Annotated in this window: 12 protein-coding genes and 1 tRNA gene; 4 read left to right on the forward strand and 9 right to left on the reverse strand. The window is 64.8% G+C overall.

Features of this window, described 5'->3' with window-relative positions; all coding sequences use genetic code 11:
• Positions 1 to 45: 45 nt before the first annotated feature.
• On the forward strand, positions 46 to 2,703 hold the full coding sequence (alaS, locus tag GQO94_RS14555; RefSeq protein WP_156842159.1) for an alanine--tRNA ligase: 2,658 nt from the start codon (positions 46 to 48) through the stop codon (positions 2,701 to 2,703).
• 45 nt (positions 2,704 to 2,748) lie between these two features.
• On the opposite strand, the gene GQO94_RS14560 is transcribed toward alaS, so the two are convergent.
• From GQO94_RS14560 to cpdR, 6 genes are all read right to left on the reverse strand, one after another.
• A complete protein-coding gene (locus tag GQO94_RS14560; RefSeq protein ID WP_156842160.1) occupies positions 2,749 to 4,548 on the reverse strand; it encodes a cation:proton antiporter domain-containing protein in 1,800 nt (599 codons plus the stop codon).
• 52 nt (positions 4,549 to 4,600) lie between these two features.
• The gene (locus tag GQO94_RS14565; protein WP_156842161.1) at positions 4,601 to 5,707 is read right to left on the reverse strand and encodes an acyltransferase family protein; all 1,107 of its coding nucleotides are present in this window, start codon (positions 5,705 to 5,707) and stop codon (positions 4,601 to 4,603) included.
• 110 nt (positions 5,708 to 5,817) lie between these two features.
• A complete protein-coding gene (locus GQO94_RS14570) occupies positions 5,818 to 6,606 on the reverse strand; it encodes an energy transducer TonB (RefSeq protein ID WP_198045978.1) in 789 nt (262 codons plus the stop codon).
• A gap of 113 nt (positions 6,607 to 6,719) precedes the next feature.
• Positions 6,720 to 7,949, reverse strand: a complete 1,230-nt coding sequence (locus GQO94_RS14575; RefSeq protein WP_156842162.1) for an NADP-dependent isocitrate dehydrogenase — start codon at positions 7,947 to 7,949, stop codon at positions 6,720 to 6,722.
• Between the two features lie 197 nt (positions 7,950 to 8,146).
• A tRNA-Val gene (locus GQO94_RS14580) sits at positions 8,147 to 8,221 on the reverse strand.
• Between the two features lie 111 nt (positions 8,222 to 8,332).
• Positions 8,333 to 8,707 (reverse strand): cell cycle two-component system response regulator CpdR, encoded by a 375-nt coding sequence (gene cpdR, locus GQO94_RS14585; RefSeq protein WP_156842163.1) that lies wholly within the window; start codon positions 8,705 to 8,707, stop codon positions 8,333 to 8,335.
• A 154-nt stretch (positions 8,708 to 8,861) separates the two neighbouring features.
• On the opposite strand from cpdR, the gene GQO94_RS14590 reads away from it, so the two are divergent.
• Positions 8,862 to 9,815, forward strand: coding sequence for an N-formylglutamate amidohydrolase (locus tag GQO94_RS14590; protein WP_156842164.1), 954 nt, complete (start codon positions 8,862 to 8,864; stop codon positions 9,813 to 9,815).
• A 368-nt stretch (positions 9,816 to 10,183) separates the two neighbouring features.
• Here the strand turns inward: GQO94_RS14590 and GQO94_RS14595 are convergent, their stop codons facing one another.
• Together GQO94_RS14595 and GQO94_RS14600 are read right to left on the reverse strand one after the other, a co-directional pair.
• Positions 10,184 to 10,969 carry a SapC family protein gene (locus GQO94_RS14595; RefSeq protein WP_156842165.1) on the reverse strand — a complete coding sequence of 262 codons (786 nt, stop codon included), beginning with the start codon at positions 10,967 to 10,969 and terminating at the stop codon, positions 10,184 to 10,186.
• 140 nt (positions 10,970 to 11,109) lie between these two features.
• Positions 11,110 to 12,531 carry an FAD-binding oxidoreductase gene (locus GQO94_RS14600; RefSeq protein WP_156842166.1) on the reverse strand — a complete coding sequence of 474 codons (1,422 nt, stop codon included), beginning with the start codon at positions 12,529 to 12,531 and terminating at the stop codon, positions 11,110 to 11,112.
• 126 nt (positions 12,532 to 12,657) lie between these two features.
• Here GQO94_RS14600 and GQO94_RS14605 point away from each other — a divergent pair, with 126 nt between their 5' ends.
• Together GQO94_RS14605 and GQO94_RS14610 are read left to right on the forward strand one after the other, a co-directional pair.
• Positions 12,658 to 13,263, forward strand: a complete 606-nt coding sequence (locus GQO94_RS14605; RefSeq protein ID WP_156842167.1) for a hypothetical protein — start codon at positions 12,658 to 12,660, stop codon at positions 13,261 to 13,263.
• Between the two features lie 226 nt (positions 13,264 to 13,489).
• Positions 13,490 to 14,917 (forward strand): DEAD/DEAH box helicase, encoded by a 1,428-nt coding sequence (locus GQO94_RS14610; RefSeq protein ID WP_156842168.1) that lies wholly within the window; start codon positions 13,490 to 13,492, stop codon positions 14,915 to 14,917.
• A 13-nt stretch (positions 14,918 to 14,930) separates the two neighbouring features.
• Here GQO94_RS14610 and GQO94_RS14615 read toward each other — a convergent pair whose 3' ends face one another.
• Complete coding sequence (locus tag GQO94_RS14615; protein WP_156842169.1) at positions 14,931 to 16,472, reverse strand: M20/M25/M40 family metallo-hydrolase; 1,542 nt, start codon at positions 16,470 to 16,472, stop codon at positions 14,931 to 14,933.
• Between the last annotated feature and the right edge of the window lie 59 nt (positions 16,473 to 16,531).

Here is a 16,531-nt window from a genome sequence, read left to right on the forward strand (position 1 = left end):
AACCGCTTGTCGCTAAGCGGTGCAGCAATTAACTGCCCAAGCATCATGCAGACCACGAACGAGATCCGCCGGTCCTTCCTGGACTACTTCGCCGCGCAAGGGCACGAGCCTGTCCCGTCTGCGCCGCTCGTCCCTTACAACGATCCCACGCTGATGTTCGTCAACGCAGGGATGGTGCCGTTCAAGAACGTGTTCACCGGCCTCGAGACGCGCGCGACGCCGCGCGCGGCATCCTCGCAGAAATGCGTGCGTGCCGGCGGCAAGCACAACGATCTCGACAACGTGGGTTACACCGCGCGGCACCACACCTTCTTCGAAATGCTCGGCAATTTCTCGTTCGGCGATTATTTCAAGGAACAGGCGATCACGCACGCCTGGACCCTGCTGACGAAAGAATGGGGCCTGCCCGCCGAAAAGCTGCTGGCGACGGTCTACCACACCGACGACGAAGCCTTCGATCTGTGGCGCAAGATTGCCGGTCTGCCCGAAGATCGCATCATCCGCATCGCCACCAAGGACAACTTCTGGGCGATGGGCGACGATGGCCCGTGCGGTCCGTGTTCCGAAGTCTTTTTCGACCACGGCGAAGAGATCCCCGGCGGCCCCCCGGGAAGCCCGGAAGAAGACGGCGACCGCTTCATCGAGATCTGGAATCTCGTGTTCATGCAGTTCGAGCAGGCCGCGGGCGAGATCGTCGGCGATCTGCCGAGGCCTTCGATCGACACCGGCATGGGGCTGGAGCGCGTCGCCGCCGTCATGCAGGGCGTCCACGACAACTACGATATCGATACGTTCAAGGCGCTGATCGCGGCTTCGGAAAGCCTGACCGGAGTCGAGGCCGAAGGCGATGCCCGGTCCAGCCACCGCGTCATCGCCGATCATTTGCGCTCGACCGGGTTCCTCCTGGCCGACGGTGTGCTGCCTTCGAACGAAGGGCGCGGCTACGTGCTGCGCCGGATCATGCGCCGCGCGATGCGTCATGCCCATCTGCTCGGATCGTCCGAGCCGCTGATGCACCGGCTCGTGCCCGCGCTGGTTGCCGAGATGGGCCAGGCCTATCCCGAGCTGGGCCGTGCGCAGCCCTTGATCGAGGAAACGCTCGAGCGCGAAGAAATCCAGTTTCGCCGCACGCTGGCGAACGGCCTCAAGCTGCTCGACGAAGCGACGGGCGCGATGGGCGAGGGCGGCGAGCTGCCCGGCGAAACCGCGTTTCGTCTCTACGACACGTACGGCTTCCCATACGATCTGACCGAGGACGCGTTGCGCGCCCGCGGCATCAGCGTCGATCGCGCCGGGTTCGACAGCGCGATGGCGCAGCAAAAGGCCGCGGCGCGCGCTGCCTGGAAGGGCTCCGGACAAGCCGCCGACAACGAAATCTGGTTCGACATAGCCGAGCGCGAGGGAGCCAGCGAGTTTACCGGATATACCGCCACGTCGGGCGAAGGCCGCGTCGTCGCGCTCGTCAAAGACGGCGCTGAAGTCGCGTCCGCAAGCGCCGGAGACGACGTTATCGTCCTGACAAACCAGACGCCGTTCTACGGGGAAAGCGGCGGCCAGGTCGGCGATGCCGGCACCATCAGCGATGGCAAGGACCTGAAGCTCGTCGTCGCCGATACCGGCAAGCCGCTCGGACGACTGAACACGATGGCGGGCAAGATCGAGGCCGGCACGATCAAGGTGGGCGATGTCGTCCATCTGGAAGTCGATGTCGAACGCCGCGATGCGGTTCGCGCGAACCATTCGGCCACGCACTTGCTGCACTCGGCTCTGCGCGGCCGGCTCGGCGATCATGTCACGCAGAAGGGCTCGCTGGTCGCCCAAGACCGGCTGCGCTTCGACTTCTCGCATCCCAAAGCGCTCGAACCCGATGACATTGCCGCGATCGAGGCCGAAGTGAACGCCGAGATCCGCCACAACGAGCCGGTCATGACCCGCCTGATGACGCCCGACGACGCGATTGCCGCGGGCGCGATGGCGCTGTTCGGCGAGAAATACGGCGACGAGGTCCGTGTCCTGTCGATGGGACGGGCAGGAGACGACGGACGCAACTATTCGGTCGAGCTGTGCGGTGGAACGCACGTCAACGCGACAGGTGACATCGGCATCTTCCGCATCGTTTCGGAAAGCGCCGTCAGCTCGGGCGTACGGCGGATCGAGGCGCTGACAGGCGAGGGCGCTCGGCGCTGGCTGGTCGATCGCGAGGATGCGCTCAAGGCGACGGCCGCCACACTCAAGACCACCCCCGAAGATGTGAGCGCGCGGGTTGCCGGGTTGCTGGAGGAACGGCGCAAGCTGGAGCGCGAACTGGCCGAGGCGAAGAAGGCGCTGGCGCTGGGCGGCGGCGGCGGCGGTGCGGCTGCCGGGCCGGCGGATGAAGACGTCGGCGGTGTGACCTTCTCGGGACAAGTCCTCGAGGGGCTCGACCCGAAGGACCTGCGCGGTCTGCTCGATCAGGCCAAGCAGCGCATGGGTTCGGGCGTCGCCGCCATCGTCGCGGTGAACGACGGCAAGGCGAGCATCGCAGCGGCCGTGACCGAAGACCTCACCGAACGCTTCAGCGCAGTCGAGCTGGTGCGTGCCGGCGTCTCGGCGCTGGGCGGCAAGGGCGGCGGCGGCCGGCCAGACATGGCACAGGGCGGCGGTCCGGATGGCAGCAAGGCGGGCGAAGCGATCGCGGCGGTGAAGGCAGTCCTCGCGGGCTGAACGCGGCGACGGAGCGGCCAGCGCTCGCTTCAGCCGGCGCTCGGTCTAGCCGGCGCTTTCCGCCTGGATCTCGGCTTCGGCGCGTTCGCGCAGGCCGCTCGATCGCAGCTTGGGCTTCCAGTCGATCTGGCCTTCTTCCATGATCATGTCGCGCATTTCGTCGCGCTTGTCGTGGATCGAGGCGATGACGGGCCCCATCGCGACGCCCAGCTCGACAAGCACGGCTTCGGAGAGCTGGAGCGAACTTTCGAGCGTTTCGGGAACCGCGTGACTCGCGCCCGCGCGATAGAGCGTGGCGGCATTGCCGGCATCTCGCGCGCGCGCCACGATCGGCAAGTGGGGAAACAGCCCGCGCAGCTTGCGCACCAGGCGCTGTGCCGAGACCGGCTCGTCCATCGTGAGGATCACGGCAGTGGCGCGATCGGCGCCCAGCTTGACCAGCGCCTCGGCGCGACTGGCATCGCCGAACACCACGTTGTAGCCTTTGCGGGCGCCATCGGTGACGAGATCGGTATCGCTGTCGACGGCGATATAGGGCTTGCCGTGCCGCGCCAGCATGTCCGCGACCAGGCGTCCGACGCGGCCGAAGCCGACCACGATGGCGCGACCTTCGGCGGCATCATCGCTTGGCAAGGCCGCCTCCACGCCGTCGACACGCCGCGCCATGGCCTTGCCGACGAGCGCCAGCAGTGGCGTGACCGTGAGGCCGATGGCGGTGACGATCTGCCAGAACTGGGCCGTGCCGGGCTGGATGAGCTCTGCCGTCGTCGCCGCGCTGAGCACGATCAGCGTGGTCTCGGACGGGCTCGACATGAGAATGCCCGTCTCGGTCGCGGTGCCGCGTCGGGCACCCATAAGCCGCAGCAGCAGGCTGGTGACTGCCGCCTTGAGCGCGATCACCGAGACCGTGGCGACGAGGATCGGCACGATGTTGTCAGCGACGACGTTGAGATCGATGCTCATGCCGATGGTGATGAGGAACACCCCGAGCGCGAGGCCCTTGAAGGGTTCGGTGATGTGCTCGACTTCGCCGTGATATTCGGTCTCGGCGATCAGCAGCCCGGCGATCAGCGCGCCGACGATTGGTGAGAGCCCGACTGCGGCGGTGGCCAGCGAGGCGACGATCACCACCAGCAGGCTCGCGGCAAGGAACAGCTCCGGGCTCTTGGTGCGCGCCGCCTGCGCGAAAAGCCGGGGCAGCATGAAACGCCCGATGACGAGCAGGGCGACGACCACCAGCGTGCCAAGCAGCAGGGTGTGGACGAAACTGCCGATCCCGCCTTCCGCCGATGGCGCGAGCGCGCCCAGCAGGAAGATGATCGGCACGAGCGCGATATCCTCGAACAGCAGCATCGACAGCGCAGCGCGCCCGACCGGCGTGCTGGTGCTGGTGATCTTGAGCACCAGCGCGGTCGAGGACAGCGCAAGCGCCAGCCCGAGGGCCAGCGCGCCGTCGAAACGTTGGCCGAGCGTGGCGAACATAAATGTGAGCGAGGAGCCGATGACGATCAGTTCGAGCGAGCCCAGCCCGAACACGAGCCTGCGCATTTGCCACAGGCGCGCGAAAGACAATTCGAGTCCGATCGAGAACAGCAGCAGGATAATCCCGAACTCGGCGAAGACGTCGAGACCGTCAGGGTCGGTTATGGTTATGTAGGAGAGCCATGGCTGGTCGAACACGAAGCGACCGAGGCCGAAGGGACCCACCAGCAGCCCGACCAGAATGAACCCGATCACGGGCGTGATCCGGAAGCGATTGAAGACGGGTATGACGATGCCTGCCGCGCCCAGGATGACGAGCGCGTCCGACATCATCGGCGAGTAGAGTTCGGCGGATCCGGCCATCGCCCGTCACTATGGCACAAGCACGCGGCTTGTCACCCGTCGCGCTGGAAATTCACCCGGTTTGCGCCTGCGGACGTCGCCGGCTGAGGGTGGTAAGCCAGCGACGGATGGGGCCATCGTAAAGGACAAGGGCGAGGTGGGCGGCGGCAAGGCAGACGGCGATCTCGATCAGGATGGAGATCGCGATCAGGCCGGTGTGCTCGGCGAGCGGCATCTGGAAGTGCTGGAACACTCGCTTGATCGGATAGTGGGTGAGGTAGAGCGGATAGGAAATGCGCCCGAGATAAGCGAACACCACCCCGGCGCCCTGCCTGTCGGCGGACCGCGCGCCGAAGTAGACTGCGGCGGGAAAGACCAGCGCGACGGCGACCAGATCGAACACTGCGCCCCAGCGGGCGCTGGGTGCGAGCAGGACGGCGGCCACCAGCGCGTAGGCGAGGGCCCGGTCGTACTTACGATCACTGTCGAAGGCGCAGCAGCGGCGCAGCAGCACTCCGGCGAAGAAGCCGAAGCTCACGCGCAGCAGCCCGACGGCATATTCGCCATGCTGGCCGCCGCCATCCACGCTGCCGAGCACCATGGCGTGCAACCCCAGCCCCCATAGAGCAAAGACGACGAGAGCCGCGATCGCGGGCTTGGTCCAAATCCGAAACGTGGCAGCGAAGACGAGATTGATGACCAGTTCGAAATGCAGCGACCACAAGGGGCCGATGGTGGGAAAGACATAGTCGTTGTCCGGCGAACTGCCGAACGGCAGCAGCAGCAGCGCGAGGAGGAGATTTCTCGTCACCTCGCCCAGGGCCAGGGCCTGTGCAAGGACCTGATCGCCCAGCGTCACGGTCGCGCCCATCAAGGCGCCCAGCACGATCAGCGGGTAGAGCCGGATCAGGCGACGCAGGCTGAAATCGCCCAGCGTCATGCCCGCGCGCAGCCGGTCGTCGTAGACATGCGCGATGACCACGCCGCTCAGTACGAAGAACAGATCGACCGCGAGATAGCCGCGAGGAACGATGCTCTCGTACCCCAGCGGCCAGGTGATGTGGTAGATCAGCACGGCAAGCGCCGCGATGCCCCGCAGCCCGTCCAGCACCGGAAGGTGGCGCGCGCCTTGGCTCGCCTGTTCGTGATCTCCGATGGGATAGGATGCGGCCGGTTTCATCCGCACCTCGCGCTGGGAGTGGTTCGTATCTCGTCTACGGCGCGAAGTTCGCACGACGTCGCGCTTTTGTTAAGGCGGGGTCGGCGCTTTTGAACGCTTTGCGAGGTCGCTCAATCCTCGCGCGGATAGAACCAGGCGTGATTCTCCTCGACCCACGCCGCGACCGGCCGGCCGCGCGCATCGAGCGCCGGCTCGAATCGGTAGCGTTCGCGGATCAGCGGGCAGGGCGTGGCATCGACGCGCGGATCGCCGCTCGATCGCACGACCTTGCAAGTGCTCACGCGGCCATCGGTCTCGACCCGGAAGCGGACTTCGACTTCACCGCCGATGCGATCGCGCCTGAGATCGCGCGCGAGGTCTTTGAACTTGAGGCGTCCGCGCAGCAGCTCGGGCGCGGTTTCGGCTCCGCCGCCGCCATTGCCGTTGCCGCCGGTCCCACCGCCCCCCAGGCCATTGCCGCGATCGCCGGCCCCTTCTCCGGGACCCACGCGATCGGAGGCGCCGGTGTTCTGCGCCGATCCGACGCCGGCCTTGGGCGCGGCGACGACCGGCGGCTTGATCAGCGGCGGCAATACCGGCGCGACGATCTGGGTCGCCTGATTGCGCAAGTTGCGGCGGCCCTGCTCGTCCTTGGGCGCAGGAGCGCCATCGGCCTTTTTCGGCGCCTTCTGTGGCGTCGGCGGCGGAGTCGGGGTGGGGGATGGCGTGGGCGTGGGCGACGGGGTTGGCGCGGGCGAAATGCTGAGCGTGGTCAGCGCCTCGCGCACGTCCTGCGCATCGGGCAGGAACGACAACCCGTTTATCAGGCCCCAGCCGATCGCGCTAACGGCCAGCGCGGCAGCCGCGGCGCTCGTCGCCCGGCTCGCACCGGAGGAGCCGTCTCTGGCGGCATAAGGCATGGCATGGATATGCGCCCGAACCGGATCGGATCAAGGCGGTGCCGGGTAAGAGAAAAGGGCCCGCGGCACGTGTTTGCGCGCCGCGGGCCCTCGATCAGTCAGCCGAGAAGGGCTCAGCCGAGGCCTTGCTTGGCCATTTCCTTTTCGAGGTTCTCGACGATCGCCTCGAAGAACTGCTCGGTGGTCATCCACGACTGATCGGGTCCGATCAGCAGCGCGAGGTCCTTGGTCATCTTGCCGCTTTCGACAGTCTCGATGCAGACCCGCTCGAGCGTCTCGGCGAATGCGGTGACTTCGGGCGTCTCGTCGAACTTGCCGCGGTACATGAGGCCGCGGGTCCAGGCGAAGATCGAGGCGATCGGGTTGGTCGAGGTTGCCTTGCCCTGCTGGTGCTGGCGATAGTGGCGCGTGACGGTGCCGTGGGCGGCCTCTGCTTCCACGGTCTTGCCGTCGGGCGCCATCAGCACCGAGGTCATCAGGCCGAGCGAGCCGAAGCCCTGCGCGACGGTGTCGGACTGCACGTCACCATCGTAGTTCTTGCAGGCCCAGACGAACTTGCCCGACCACTTGAGCGCCGAGGCGACCATGTCGTCGATCAGGCGGTGCTCGTAGACAATGCCGGCGTCCTTGAACTTCTCGGCGAAGCCTTCGGTGTCGAACACTTCCTGGAACAGATCCTTGAAGCGGCCGTCATAGGCCTTCATGATCGTGTTCTTGGTGGAGAGGTACACCGGCCACTTGAGGTTGAGGCCGTAGTTGAACGAGGCGCGCGCGAAATCGCGGATCGAATCGTCGAGGTTGTACATCGCCATGGCGACGCCCGCGCTCGGGAACTGGAACACTTCCTTGTCGATCACCTGGCCATCATCACCCTCGAACACGAGGCGCAGCTTGCCGGGGCCGGGGATCAGCGTGTCGGTGGCGCGATACTGATCGCCGAACGCGTGACGGCCGACCACGATCGGGTCGGTCCAGCCCGGCACCAGGCGCGGCACGTTCGAGATCACGATCGGCTCGCGGAAGACGACGCCGCCCAGGATGTTGCGGATCGTGCCGTTGGGCGACTTCCACATCTGCTTGAGGCTGAATTCCTCGACGCGAGCTTCATCGGGGGTGATCGTGGCGCACTTCACGCCGACGCCGCAGGCCTTGATCGCATTGGCGCAATCGACGGTGATCTGGTCATCGGTTTCGTCGCGCTTCTCGACCGAGAGGTCATAGTACTGCAGGTCGATGTCGAGATAGGGCAGGATCAGCCGTTCGCGGATCCACTGCCAGATGATGCGGGTCATCTCGTCGCCGTCGATTTCGACGACTGGGTTCTTGACCTTGATCTTTGCCATGCGCCTTCGTCTCCCTGGGGAATGAATTTCGAGGGCGGTCCTAGACAGCCCGCCCAAAGCTGGCAAGGCGGGAAGCGGCCTGCAATCGCGGACGGCTGGCGAGGCAAAGGCTAAATTGAGCGCAAGGAATATCTGTTGCGGATACAAGAAACCCGCCAGTCTCCCGGCGGGTTCTTCGTGCCCTCACAGGCTGCAAATGGTGGGCGTAGCAAGGATTGAACTTGCGACCCCTACGATGTCAACATAGTGCTCTACCACTGAGCTATACGCCCGGGCCATTTGCCGCGCCGCGTGGCATTCCTTGTGGGGCATCCCTCACGGCGGAAGCGCCACATAGCGAGGAGGTTGGCGCGATGCAAGCGGCTTTGCAACGCGCCGTGTGATCAGATGCTGGCTTGCGCCGATTGACCGAAGACCCGCTGCACTTCCATCACCAGATCGCGCAAGTGAAACGGCTTCGACAGCACCTTGGCCTGCGGAGCTTCCCGGCTGGCGCGCAGCGTCACCGCAGCGAAGCCGGTGATGAACATCACTTTGGTCGCGGGGCTGATCCGCGCGCAATGCTGAGCGAGCTCGATGCCGTCCATCTCGGGCATGACGATGTCGGACAGCAGCAGGTCGAAGCGGCTTTCTTCCAAGAGCGGCACGGCGTCGCTGCCGCGATCCACCGCGACCACCTCATAGCCCGCGTTTTCGAGCGCGCGAGCGAGATAGGAGCGCATGGCAACATCGTCTTCGGCAAGCAGGATTCGAATCATGGCCCTCTCGGATCGGTTTGCAAGTGCAGGAACGGACGGCGCCGAGCGCCATCGATACATGACTAGTGCTTAGACCCTATGGGTTAAAATTTCTCGCCTGGCATTCGGAGTGACCGGCTTTGACACAGAAGGGCGAAAAGCTCAGCTATGGCCGATGCAATCTGAAGGCGATGAGACCGATTCGCAACGGCGCGAAACGGGTGGTTCCATTCCAGGCGCGCCTGGCATCCCGGCATTCGTCGCGAGTGTCGCGGCGCCATCCTCTATTCCATTGTTGATCGCCGTGCCCCACGCCGGCCGTGCCTATCCTCGCGCGCTGTTGCGCGACATGCGACATGCCGAGGCGGCCGCGCTGAAGCTGGAAGATCGCTACGTCGACCGACTCGCGATCGCGGTGGCACGCGAAGTCGGTGCAAGCCTCGTCGTGGCGCAAGCGCCGCGCGCGATGATCGATCTCAATCGTGCGCCCGACGATCTCGACTGGGAGATGTTCGCGAAGGCCGATCGGCCGCTGCAGAGTGGATTGGCACCCAGCCGGCGCGCGCGGAGCGGGCTGGGGCTCATCCCTCGCCGCCTGCCCGGATTGGGTGAAATCTGGCGTCGGCGGCAAAATCCGGATGATCTCGATGCCCGGATTACGCAAGTCCACGAGCCGTACCATGCGCGAATCGCGCGTGACCTGCTCGACCTTCGCACCCGGTGGGGTGCTGCGCTGCTCGTCGATCTGCATTCGATGCCACCACTGGTTGCGGGAGCGGCCGGGTTCGCACCTCGTTACGTGGTCGGCGACAGGTTCGGGGGATCGTGCCACGGCAGTCTCACCGCAGCCGCGTTTTCCTATCTGCATGAGGCCGGGGCGCCCGTATCGCACAACCGGCCTTATGCCGGAGGCTACGTGCTGGAGCGCCACGCCGCTCCTATGCAGGGCATTCATGCGCTGCAGTTGGAGATCGACCGCAGCACATATCTCGATAGTCGGATGGTCGAGCCCGGTTCGGGTTTCGATGGCGTGGTCACGCTTTTGGTGGGGTTGGCGCGACGCCTGGCGCAAGAGGTTTCGCAACTCGGGCAATCGGGCAGCGACACCTTGCGGCAAGCGGCAGAGTAACGCGATCCAGCGCATCCGCCGCCATCTTAGCGGCAGCCCGCAGGGCGCTCGAATCAAGCTGTCCCTGAACTCGCACCAACTCGCTAGCGCTTGCGAAGCGGAAAAGCGCGAACCGCATGATGCGGGAATGCCGACGCGTATAAAAAGAAACCACCTCGCGCGATGCGCGAGGTGGCCAAGGTTCAGGGAGGAGGTGCACAAAGTGCACCAAATCCTATCAGGCCATGAGGGTAGCACTGATAAGACAGGATCGAATATATGCCGGTCGGTACCGAAATCAACCCTCTAAAACGATAGAAAAAGACCTCCGTGCCGCTGCCCTGAAGCGCGGCACGAAGGCCCTGTTCAAACCTTCTTAAAAGAAGAGTTTAGTTCACGGGAGCGTCCATCTGCTCGAGAGAGGGCGCCTTGCCCTGGCTGACCTGACGGCCGAAAATGTCGCGTACGAGTTCCAGCGAGAACAAGTGCGCGTAAATCAGCGCCAACATCCCGTTCCTGTTCCATTCGCGCAGAATGTCGCCGCGAACTTCACGCAGCTTGTTCTCGTCGATCATCTTGAAACCACGATACGTGAAGGGCTTGCCATCGGATTCGATCGTCAGCTCGCCATTCATGAAAAGATCGTGCTTTTCGATCGTCTCGATGAAGTTCTGGGTGCGAGTGCCGGCATTCTCGAAGTTCTCGCAGAACTTCAGCATCTGCTGGCACGCTTCGCTCGGCTCGTCATTGTCGAACAGCGCGCGACCGTCCTCGAACTCACCGACGAGTTCGCTCGCCGGATCGAAGCACAGCGACAAGTCCGGCTTGTCCTGACTGAGACGTGCCAGCATGAACGGATAGCGACGCGCATAGGCCGGAACATAGACCGGCGTGTTCATCGTGCCGTCGTCGTCGAAGAAGACGTTGACGCCTTCGTTCATCCCCATCAGCGCAAGCGGAACGCTCGAGCCGGTCGCCGTAGCGGAGAACACGATCGGGAAGTGACGCTGGGCCTGCGGGAATTCCTCGACAGTCAACGGCACCGCGTGCGTGTTGACCAGCCAGGTGGCCTTGTCGGTGGAGCGGATCTTGTAGTTGGCATGCTCCTGCGTGTTCAGCGGGACCAGGTCCTTGTAAAACAGCGGAAGGGGTGCGGTCTTTGGCGCGCTGGCCATTTCTGACTCTCCGAAAATCTCTGAAAATTCGACTGGCGCGAGCCCATACGGCTTCGCGGCGCGGCGTGCAAGCTTGCCGCTTCGGGGTTGTCACCGCTTGCGATAGACTTTCACCGGCCGGCGCCTTGGCTGGCAGCCGATCAGACGAGCTTGCCCGGGTTGAGCAGGCCCGCCGGGTCCAGCGCATTCTTCACGCTTTGCATCAAGCGCAGCGCGACCGGATCGCCGAGCCGCCGCAATTCATCGCGCTTGAGTTGGCCAATGCCGTGCTCGGCGGAGATCGAGCCGTTCCACTGCGTCACCAGATCGTGAACCTGGCGGCTGATCGCCTTGCCGTCTCCCTCGTGCCAGGCCTGCGCGTCGGTCACGTGCGGCGCGATGACGTGGAAATGGACGTTGCCGTCGCCCAAATGGCCGAAGGCGACTGCCTCGGTGCCGGGCCAGTCGCGTTCGAGCAGGGGTACCGCGACGTCGATGAATTCGGGCATCTTGTCTACCGCCACCGAGATGTCGTGCTGAACGGCAGGTCCGCGGTCCCGCTCGGCGGGTGCGACCGATTCGCGCAGGAGCCAGAAATCTTCGGCCTGGCTCTCGCTGGCCGCGATCGCCGCGTCGGCGACGAGACCGCGCTCGAAGGCATCGGCGAGCATCGCCTCGCTGCGGTCGCGCAAGGTGGCGACGGAAGCGCGATCGGCGACGACTTCGATGAGCGCGTACCACGGGTAGCGGTCGCCCAGCGGCGAGCGGGCGTCGGGCAGGTGCGCGATCACGGCTTCCAAGCTCCTGTCCGGGATGATCTCGAAGCCTTCCAGGCTATCGCCGGCAGTGTCCTCGCAATGAAGCAGCAGCGCGCGGGCATCCTGCAGCGAGGCGACGCCGGCCCAGATCACGGTGCGATCCGCGATGGCGGGCAGCAAGCGAAGGGTTGCGGCGGTGACGATGCCGAGCGTGCCTTCCGAACCGATGAAGAGCTGCTTGAGATCGAAGCCGCGATTGTCTTTCTTGAGTGGCGTCAGCATCGAATAGATGCTGCCGTCGGCAAGCACCGCTTCGAGCCCCAGCACGAGCGCGCGCATCGAACCGTGCCGCAGGACCTGAGTGCCGCCTGCATTGGTCGAGATCAGGCCGCCAATCGTTGCCGAGCCCTTGCCCCCGAGCGAGAGCGGGAAGCGCAAGTCCTCCTCCATCGCCGCTTCGTGCAGCGTTTGCAGGATGACCCCCGCCTCGCAGATCACTTTGCGCCCCTCGGCGTCGATTTCGCGGATCGCGTTCATACGACGCAGCGACAGCAGGACGGCGTCGCCGGACCCATCGGGAGTCGCGCCGCCCGACATGCTGCTGTTGCCCCCCTGCGGCACGAGCGGAACCCCGTTCGCGGCGCAGAGCCGCACCAGTTCGGCAAGTTCCGCAGCGCTTGCAGGCGATGCCATGGCGACGGCGCGGCCCGTGAAGCGACCCCGCCAGTCGGTAAGCCATGGCGCCATAGCTTCGCTGTCCACGGTGATGCCTTTGGGACCCAGTCGGGTTTCGGCTTCACTGAGAAAGGCTACGGTATCGGTCATGGTGGTGTCTCTTGGCATGGCTAGGGAACGTCTTATGCCCACAGATCGGTCAAGTTAAGCGACGGTTCAAGCTCTTGCCCTATGGCTGCGACCAACCCATTGGGTTTCTCGGGGAATACCTTACTGATGAATCTCGTCGCCGTCCTGCTTGCGCCGTTCATGCTGCTGTTGCCAGCAGAGGGCGGCGTGGAGGCGGCGCGTGATCTGACTCAGCCATCCGAGGAAACGACCCGGGCCGAGCCGCAGAACGACAGCGCCAGGGTCGTCCCCGAACATGCCCCGATCCCCGATGCGAACGACTGGCCGCTGCAAGTGCGCGCCGGCAGCGGGGTCCCCGAAAGCGCCTGGCAGGTTCGTATCGAGCGGCGCATGACGATCCGCATCACGCCGCTGTCTCCGCAGCCAAGACGGACGGACATGCTGTTCGGACTGCCGAACCGCGCGGTCGGGCCGCATTTCGAGGAGCGGCGCATGGGCAAGTGCCTCAGCGTTTCCGGGATTTCCGGGGTTCAGCCCAATGGCGGCAATCGACTGCTGTTGTTCATGCGTGACCAGCGCATCGTCAGCGCCGAACTGGAGCGGGCATGCCGGGCGCGGGACTTCTACTCGGGGTTCTACTTGTCGCAGAGCAATGACGGGAAACTATGCGTCGGGCGCGATACGCTGCTTTCGCGAAGCGGCGCCAATTGCAAGCTTTCGAGCATCCGTCAGCTGGTCGAAAGTTCCGATTGAACCGAGTGTTGGCTCCCGCAGTACTTTCGCCGATCGTCAGCCCAAAGCGACTAACCGTGATGGATCGCGAGTCTGGGGCGGAAAAAGCTGCGTTTCCTTGACTTTCGTCCGGATTTCCTGAATGGGAACCGGGTTGGCTCCTCAATCGCGTAAAGCGGCTGCGAGGCCGCCGGTGCAGCCCCAGGGCCGGATCGCTGGATTTCATTCCTCCAAATTACGGAAAACCATGAGTTTCGCCGATCTCGGCCTATCCGACGAATTGTTGAAGGCGGTCACGACTGCCGGCTACGACACGCCCACTCCGATCCAGGCGCAGGCGATCCCGTCCGTGCTGATGATGCGCGACATCATCGGCATCGCCCAGACCGGCACTGGCAAGACCGCCAGCTTCGTTCTGCCGATGATCGACGTCCTCGCGCATGGCCGGCGCCGTGCGCTGATGCCGCGCTCGCTGATCCTCGAACCGACGCGCGAACTCGCCGCGCAGGTCGCCGAAAACTTCGAGAAGTACGGCAAGAACCACGACCTCAAGATGGCGCTGCTGATCGGCGGCGTGCAGATGGGGGATCAGGTCAAGGCGCTGCAAGAAGGCGTCGACGTGCTGATCGCGACTCCGGGCCGGCTGATGGACTTGTTCGAACGCGGCAAGATCCTGCTCACCGGCTGCGACCTGCTGGTGATCGACGAAGCGGACCGCATGCTCGACATGGGCTTCATCCCCGACATCGAACACATCTGCACCAAGCTGCCCGCGACGCGTCAGACGCTGCTGTTCTCCGCGACGATGCCGCCGCCGATCGAGAAGCTGGCGGCCAAGTTCCTGTCCAATCCGAAGAAGATCGAGGTCGCTCGCGCGGCTACGGCGAACGTCAACATCGCTCAGCACAAAGTGTTCGTGCAGCCACGCGGAAAGCGCGAATTGCTGCGCTCGCTGCTCAAGAGCGACGACGTTTCGACCGCGATCGTGTTCTGCAACCGCAAGACCACGGTGCGCGAGCTCAACAAGAGCCTGCAGGGTCACGGTTTCGCCAGCGGTGAAATCCATGGCGACATGGATCAGTCTGCGCGCAATGCCGAGTTGCAACGTTTCAAGGACGGTTCGATCAATATCCTCGTCGCGTCCGATGTTGCCGCACGCGGCCTCGACGTCAAAGGCGTGAGCCACGTCTTCAACTTCGATACTCCCTGGCACCCCGATGACTACGTGCACCGCATCGGCCGCACGGGTCGCGCCGGCGCGCTGGGCCGGGCCTTCACGTTCGTCGCACCCGACGATGCCGAAGCGATCGAGAACGTCGAAAAGCTGACCAAGAGCACGATCCCGGTCTACACGCTCGAAAGCAAGGGTGCAGGCAAGGCACCGAAGTCGCGCGACGAGAGCGGCGGCGACACGGAAAAGCGCGAGAAAGCGCCGGCGAAGTCCTCGCGTCGTCGCAAGTCGACCGAACGGGAGCCTGCTCAGCGCGAACCAGTGCAAAGCGAGACTGTCGAGCGCGAGCCCGTAGCGGCGGTGAAACGCGATCCGGTCGAAAGCGCTCCGGCGCCCAGCCGGTCTTCGCGTCGTGCTTCGCGCAGCGAACCTGATCGCGGGGGCGACGAGGGCACCTGGAACGGTCCGATCCCGAGCTTTCTTCAGGTTTCGGCGCTGGCTTGACCTTGTTCGCCGCTCAGACGGCGGCGAACTGGTACATCATTTCGACATAACCCATGGTCGCATCGACGATGCCTGCGACTTTCGGATTGCTCGAATCGATCACGTAATATTCGTCCGGAGCGTGCGCGCCCGAACCATGGCCGATGCCGAAATGGCCGGCCGGAATCGACAGCGGCGGCGCGGTGAACACCGCGCCCGGCCACGATCCCGCGAGCCGCGGGTTGAGGCTCGCCTGGATGCCGAGCGCCTTGTAGGTCGCCAGTTCGGCCTGGATCAGGCGGCTGTCTTCCGCGGTTTCGGTCGGATCGTATCCGCCTGAGAAATTGGTCTCGACATCGCTGAAGCCATGCTTGTCGAGATGGGCGCGCAATTTGCGCTCCGCTTCCGCGCGCGTCTGGTTCGGCACGAGCCGCAGATCGAGCTTAGCCACGGCGCGGCCCGGCAGAATGGTCTTGCCGCCGGGCCCGGTATAGCCGCCGACGAGCCCTTCGATGTTCACCGTCGGCTGGCTCGCGAGCCGTTCGAGCGCTTGCTGATAAGGCAGGTCATCGATCCAGTGCGTGACGCCGAGCGAGGCCATGTCCTTTGCTTCGTCCGAGGCGGCCGCGACTTGCGCGATCAGTTCCTTCTCGCGCGCGGTGAGCGGCCGGACATTCTCGAACCAGCCATCGATGGCGGGGGTGTTGCCGTCAGGCGTGACCAGCGTCTGCAACGCCATGATCAGCCGCCATGCCGGCGAATCGACCATCGCCTTGCGGCTCGAATGGATGTCGCCTTTGGGCCCGCGGCCCCACTTCTCGCCACTTGCAACGAGTTCGAGTTCGACCACGCCCTTCGAGCCCAAATTGACCTGAACCTCCCCATCGGGCCCCTGCCAGCTAGCGGGAATGAAAATGCCGCCCGCCTTCTTGAGCGCTGGCATGACCTCGGAATGCGTGGCGAGCTGGCGGAAGTGCGGCGAACCGATTTCCTCCTCGCCCTCGGCGATCAGAACGAGGTTCACGGGCGGCTTGAAGCCCGCCGCCTTCATCGCGTGGAGCGAGGCCAGCAGCGTCGCCTCGGGCCCCTTCTGGTTGACGGCACCGCGCCCGACGATCGCCTTGCCCCAGTTCGGCTTGTCGACGATCCGGGCTTCCAGAGGCGGCGAGGACCATTCCGCCGGATCGAACTGCTTGACGTCGTACATGAAGTAGATGCCCAGCGTCGTCTTGGCGCCGTTGTCCATCACGCCGAACACGCCGGGATGCCCGTCGGTCGGAATGATCTTCACGCCTGTGAACCCCGCATCGCGCGCGAGCTGCGCCATGTATTGCGCGCCTTCGGTCATGTTGCGGTTTTCGGCGGCGATCGAGGGCAGGGCGATCCAGTCCTGGATGCGCTTCACGTTGGCGTCGCGCTGCGCTTGCGCGGCGGCGCGGATCGCGGTGCGCGCATCGGTGGCGGCAAAGGCGGCGTTCCCGCTCGACATCAAGGCCGCACCGGCGCCCACCAGCATCGAGGAGCGCAGCAGCGCGCGTCGGTCGTAATTGCCTGCGAAGTCCCGAAAAACCGTCATGTCCGCCCCCTTATGATGGAAGAGGGGCAGGATTGCCGCTGGCGCGGGTAAACGCAAGG

The sequence above is a fragment of the Novosphingobium aquimarinum genome, from assembly GCF_009746585.1.
Classification (GTDB): Bacteria; Pseudomonadota; Alphaproteobacteria; order Sphingomonadales; family Sphingomonadaceae; genus Novosphingobium; species Novosphingobium aquimarinum.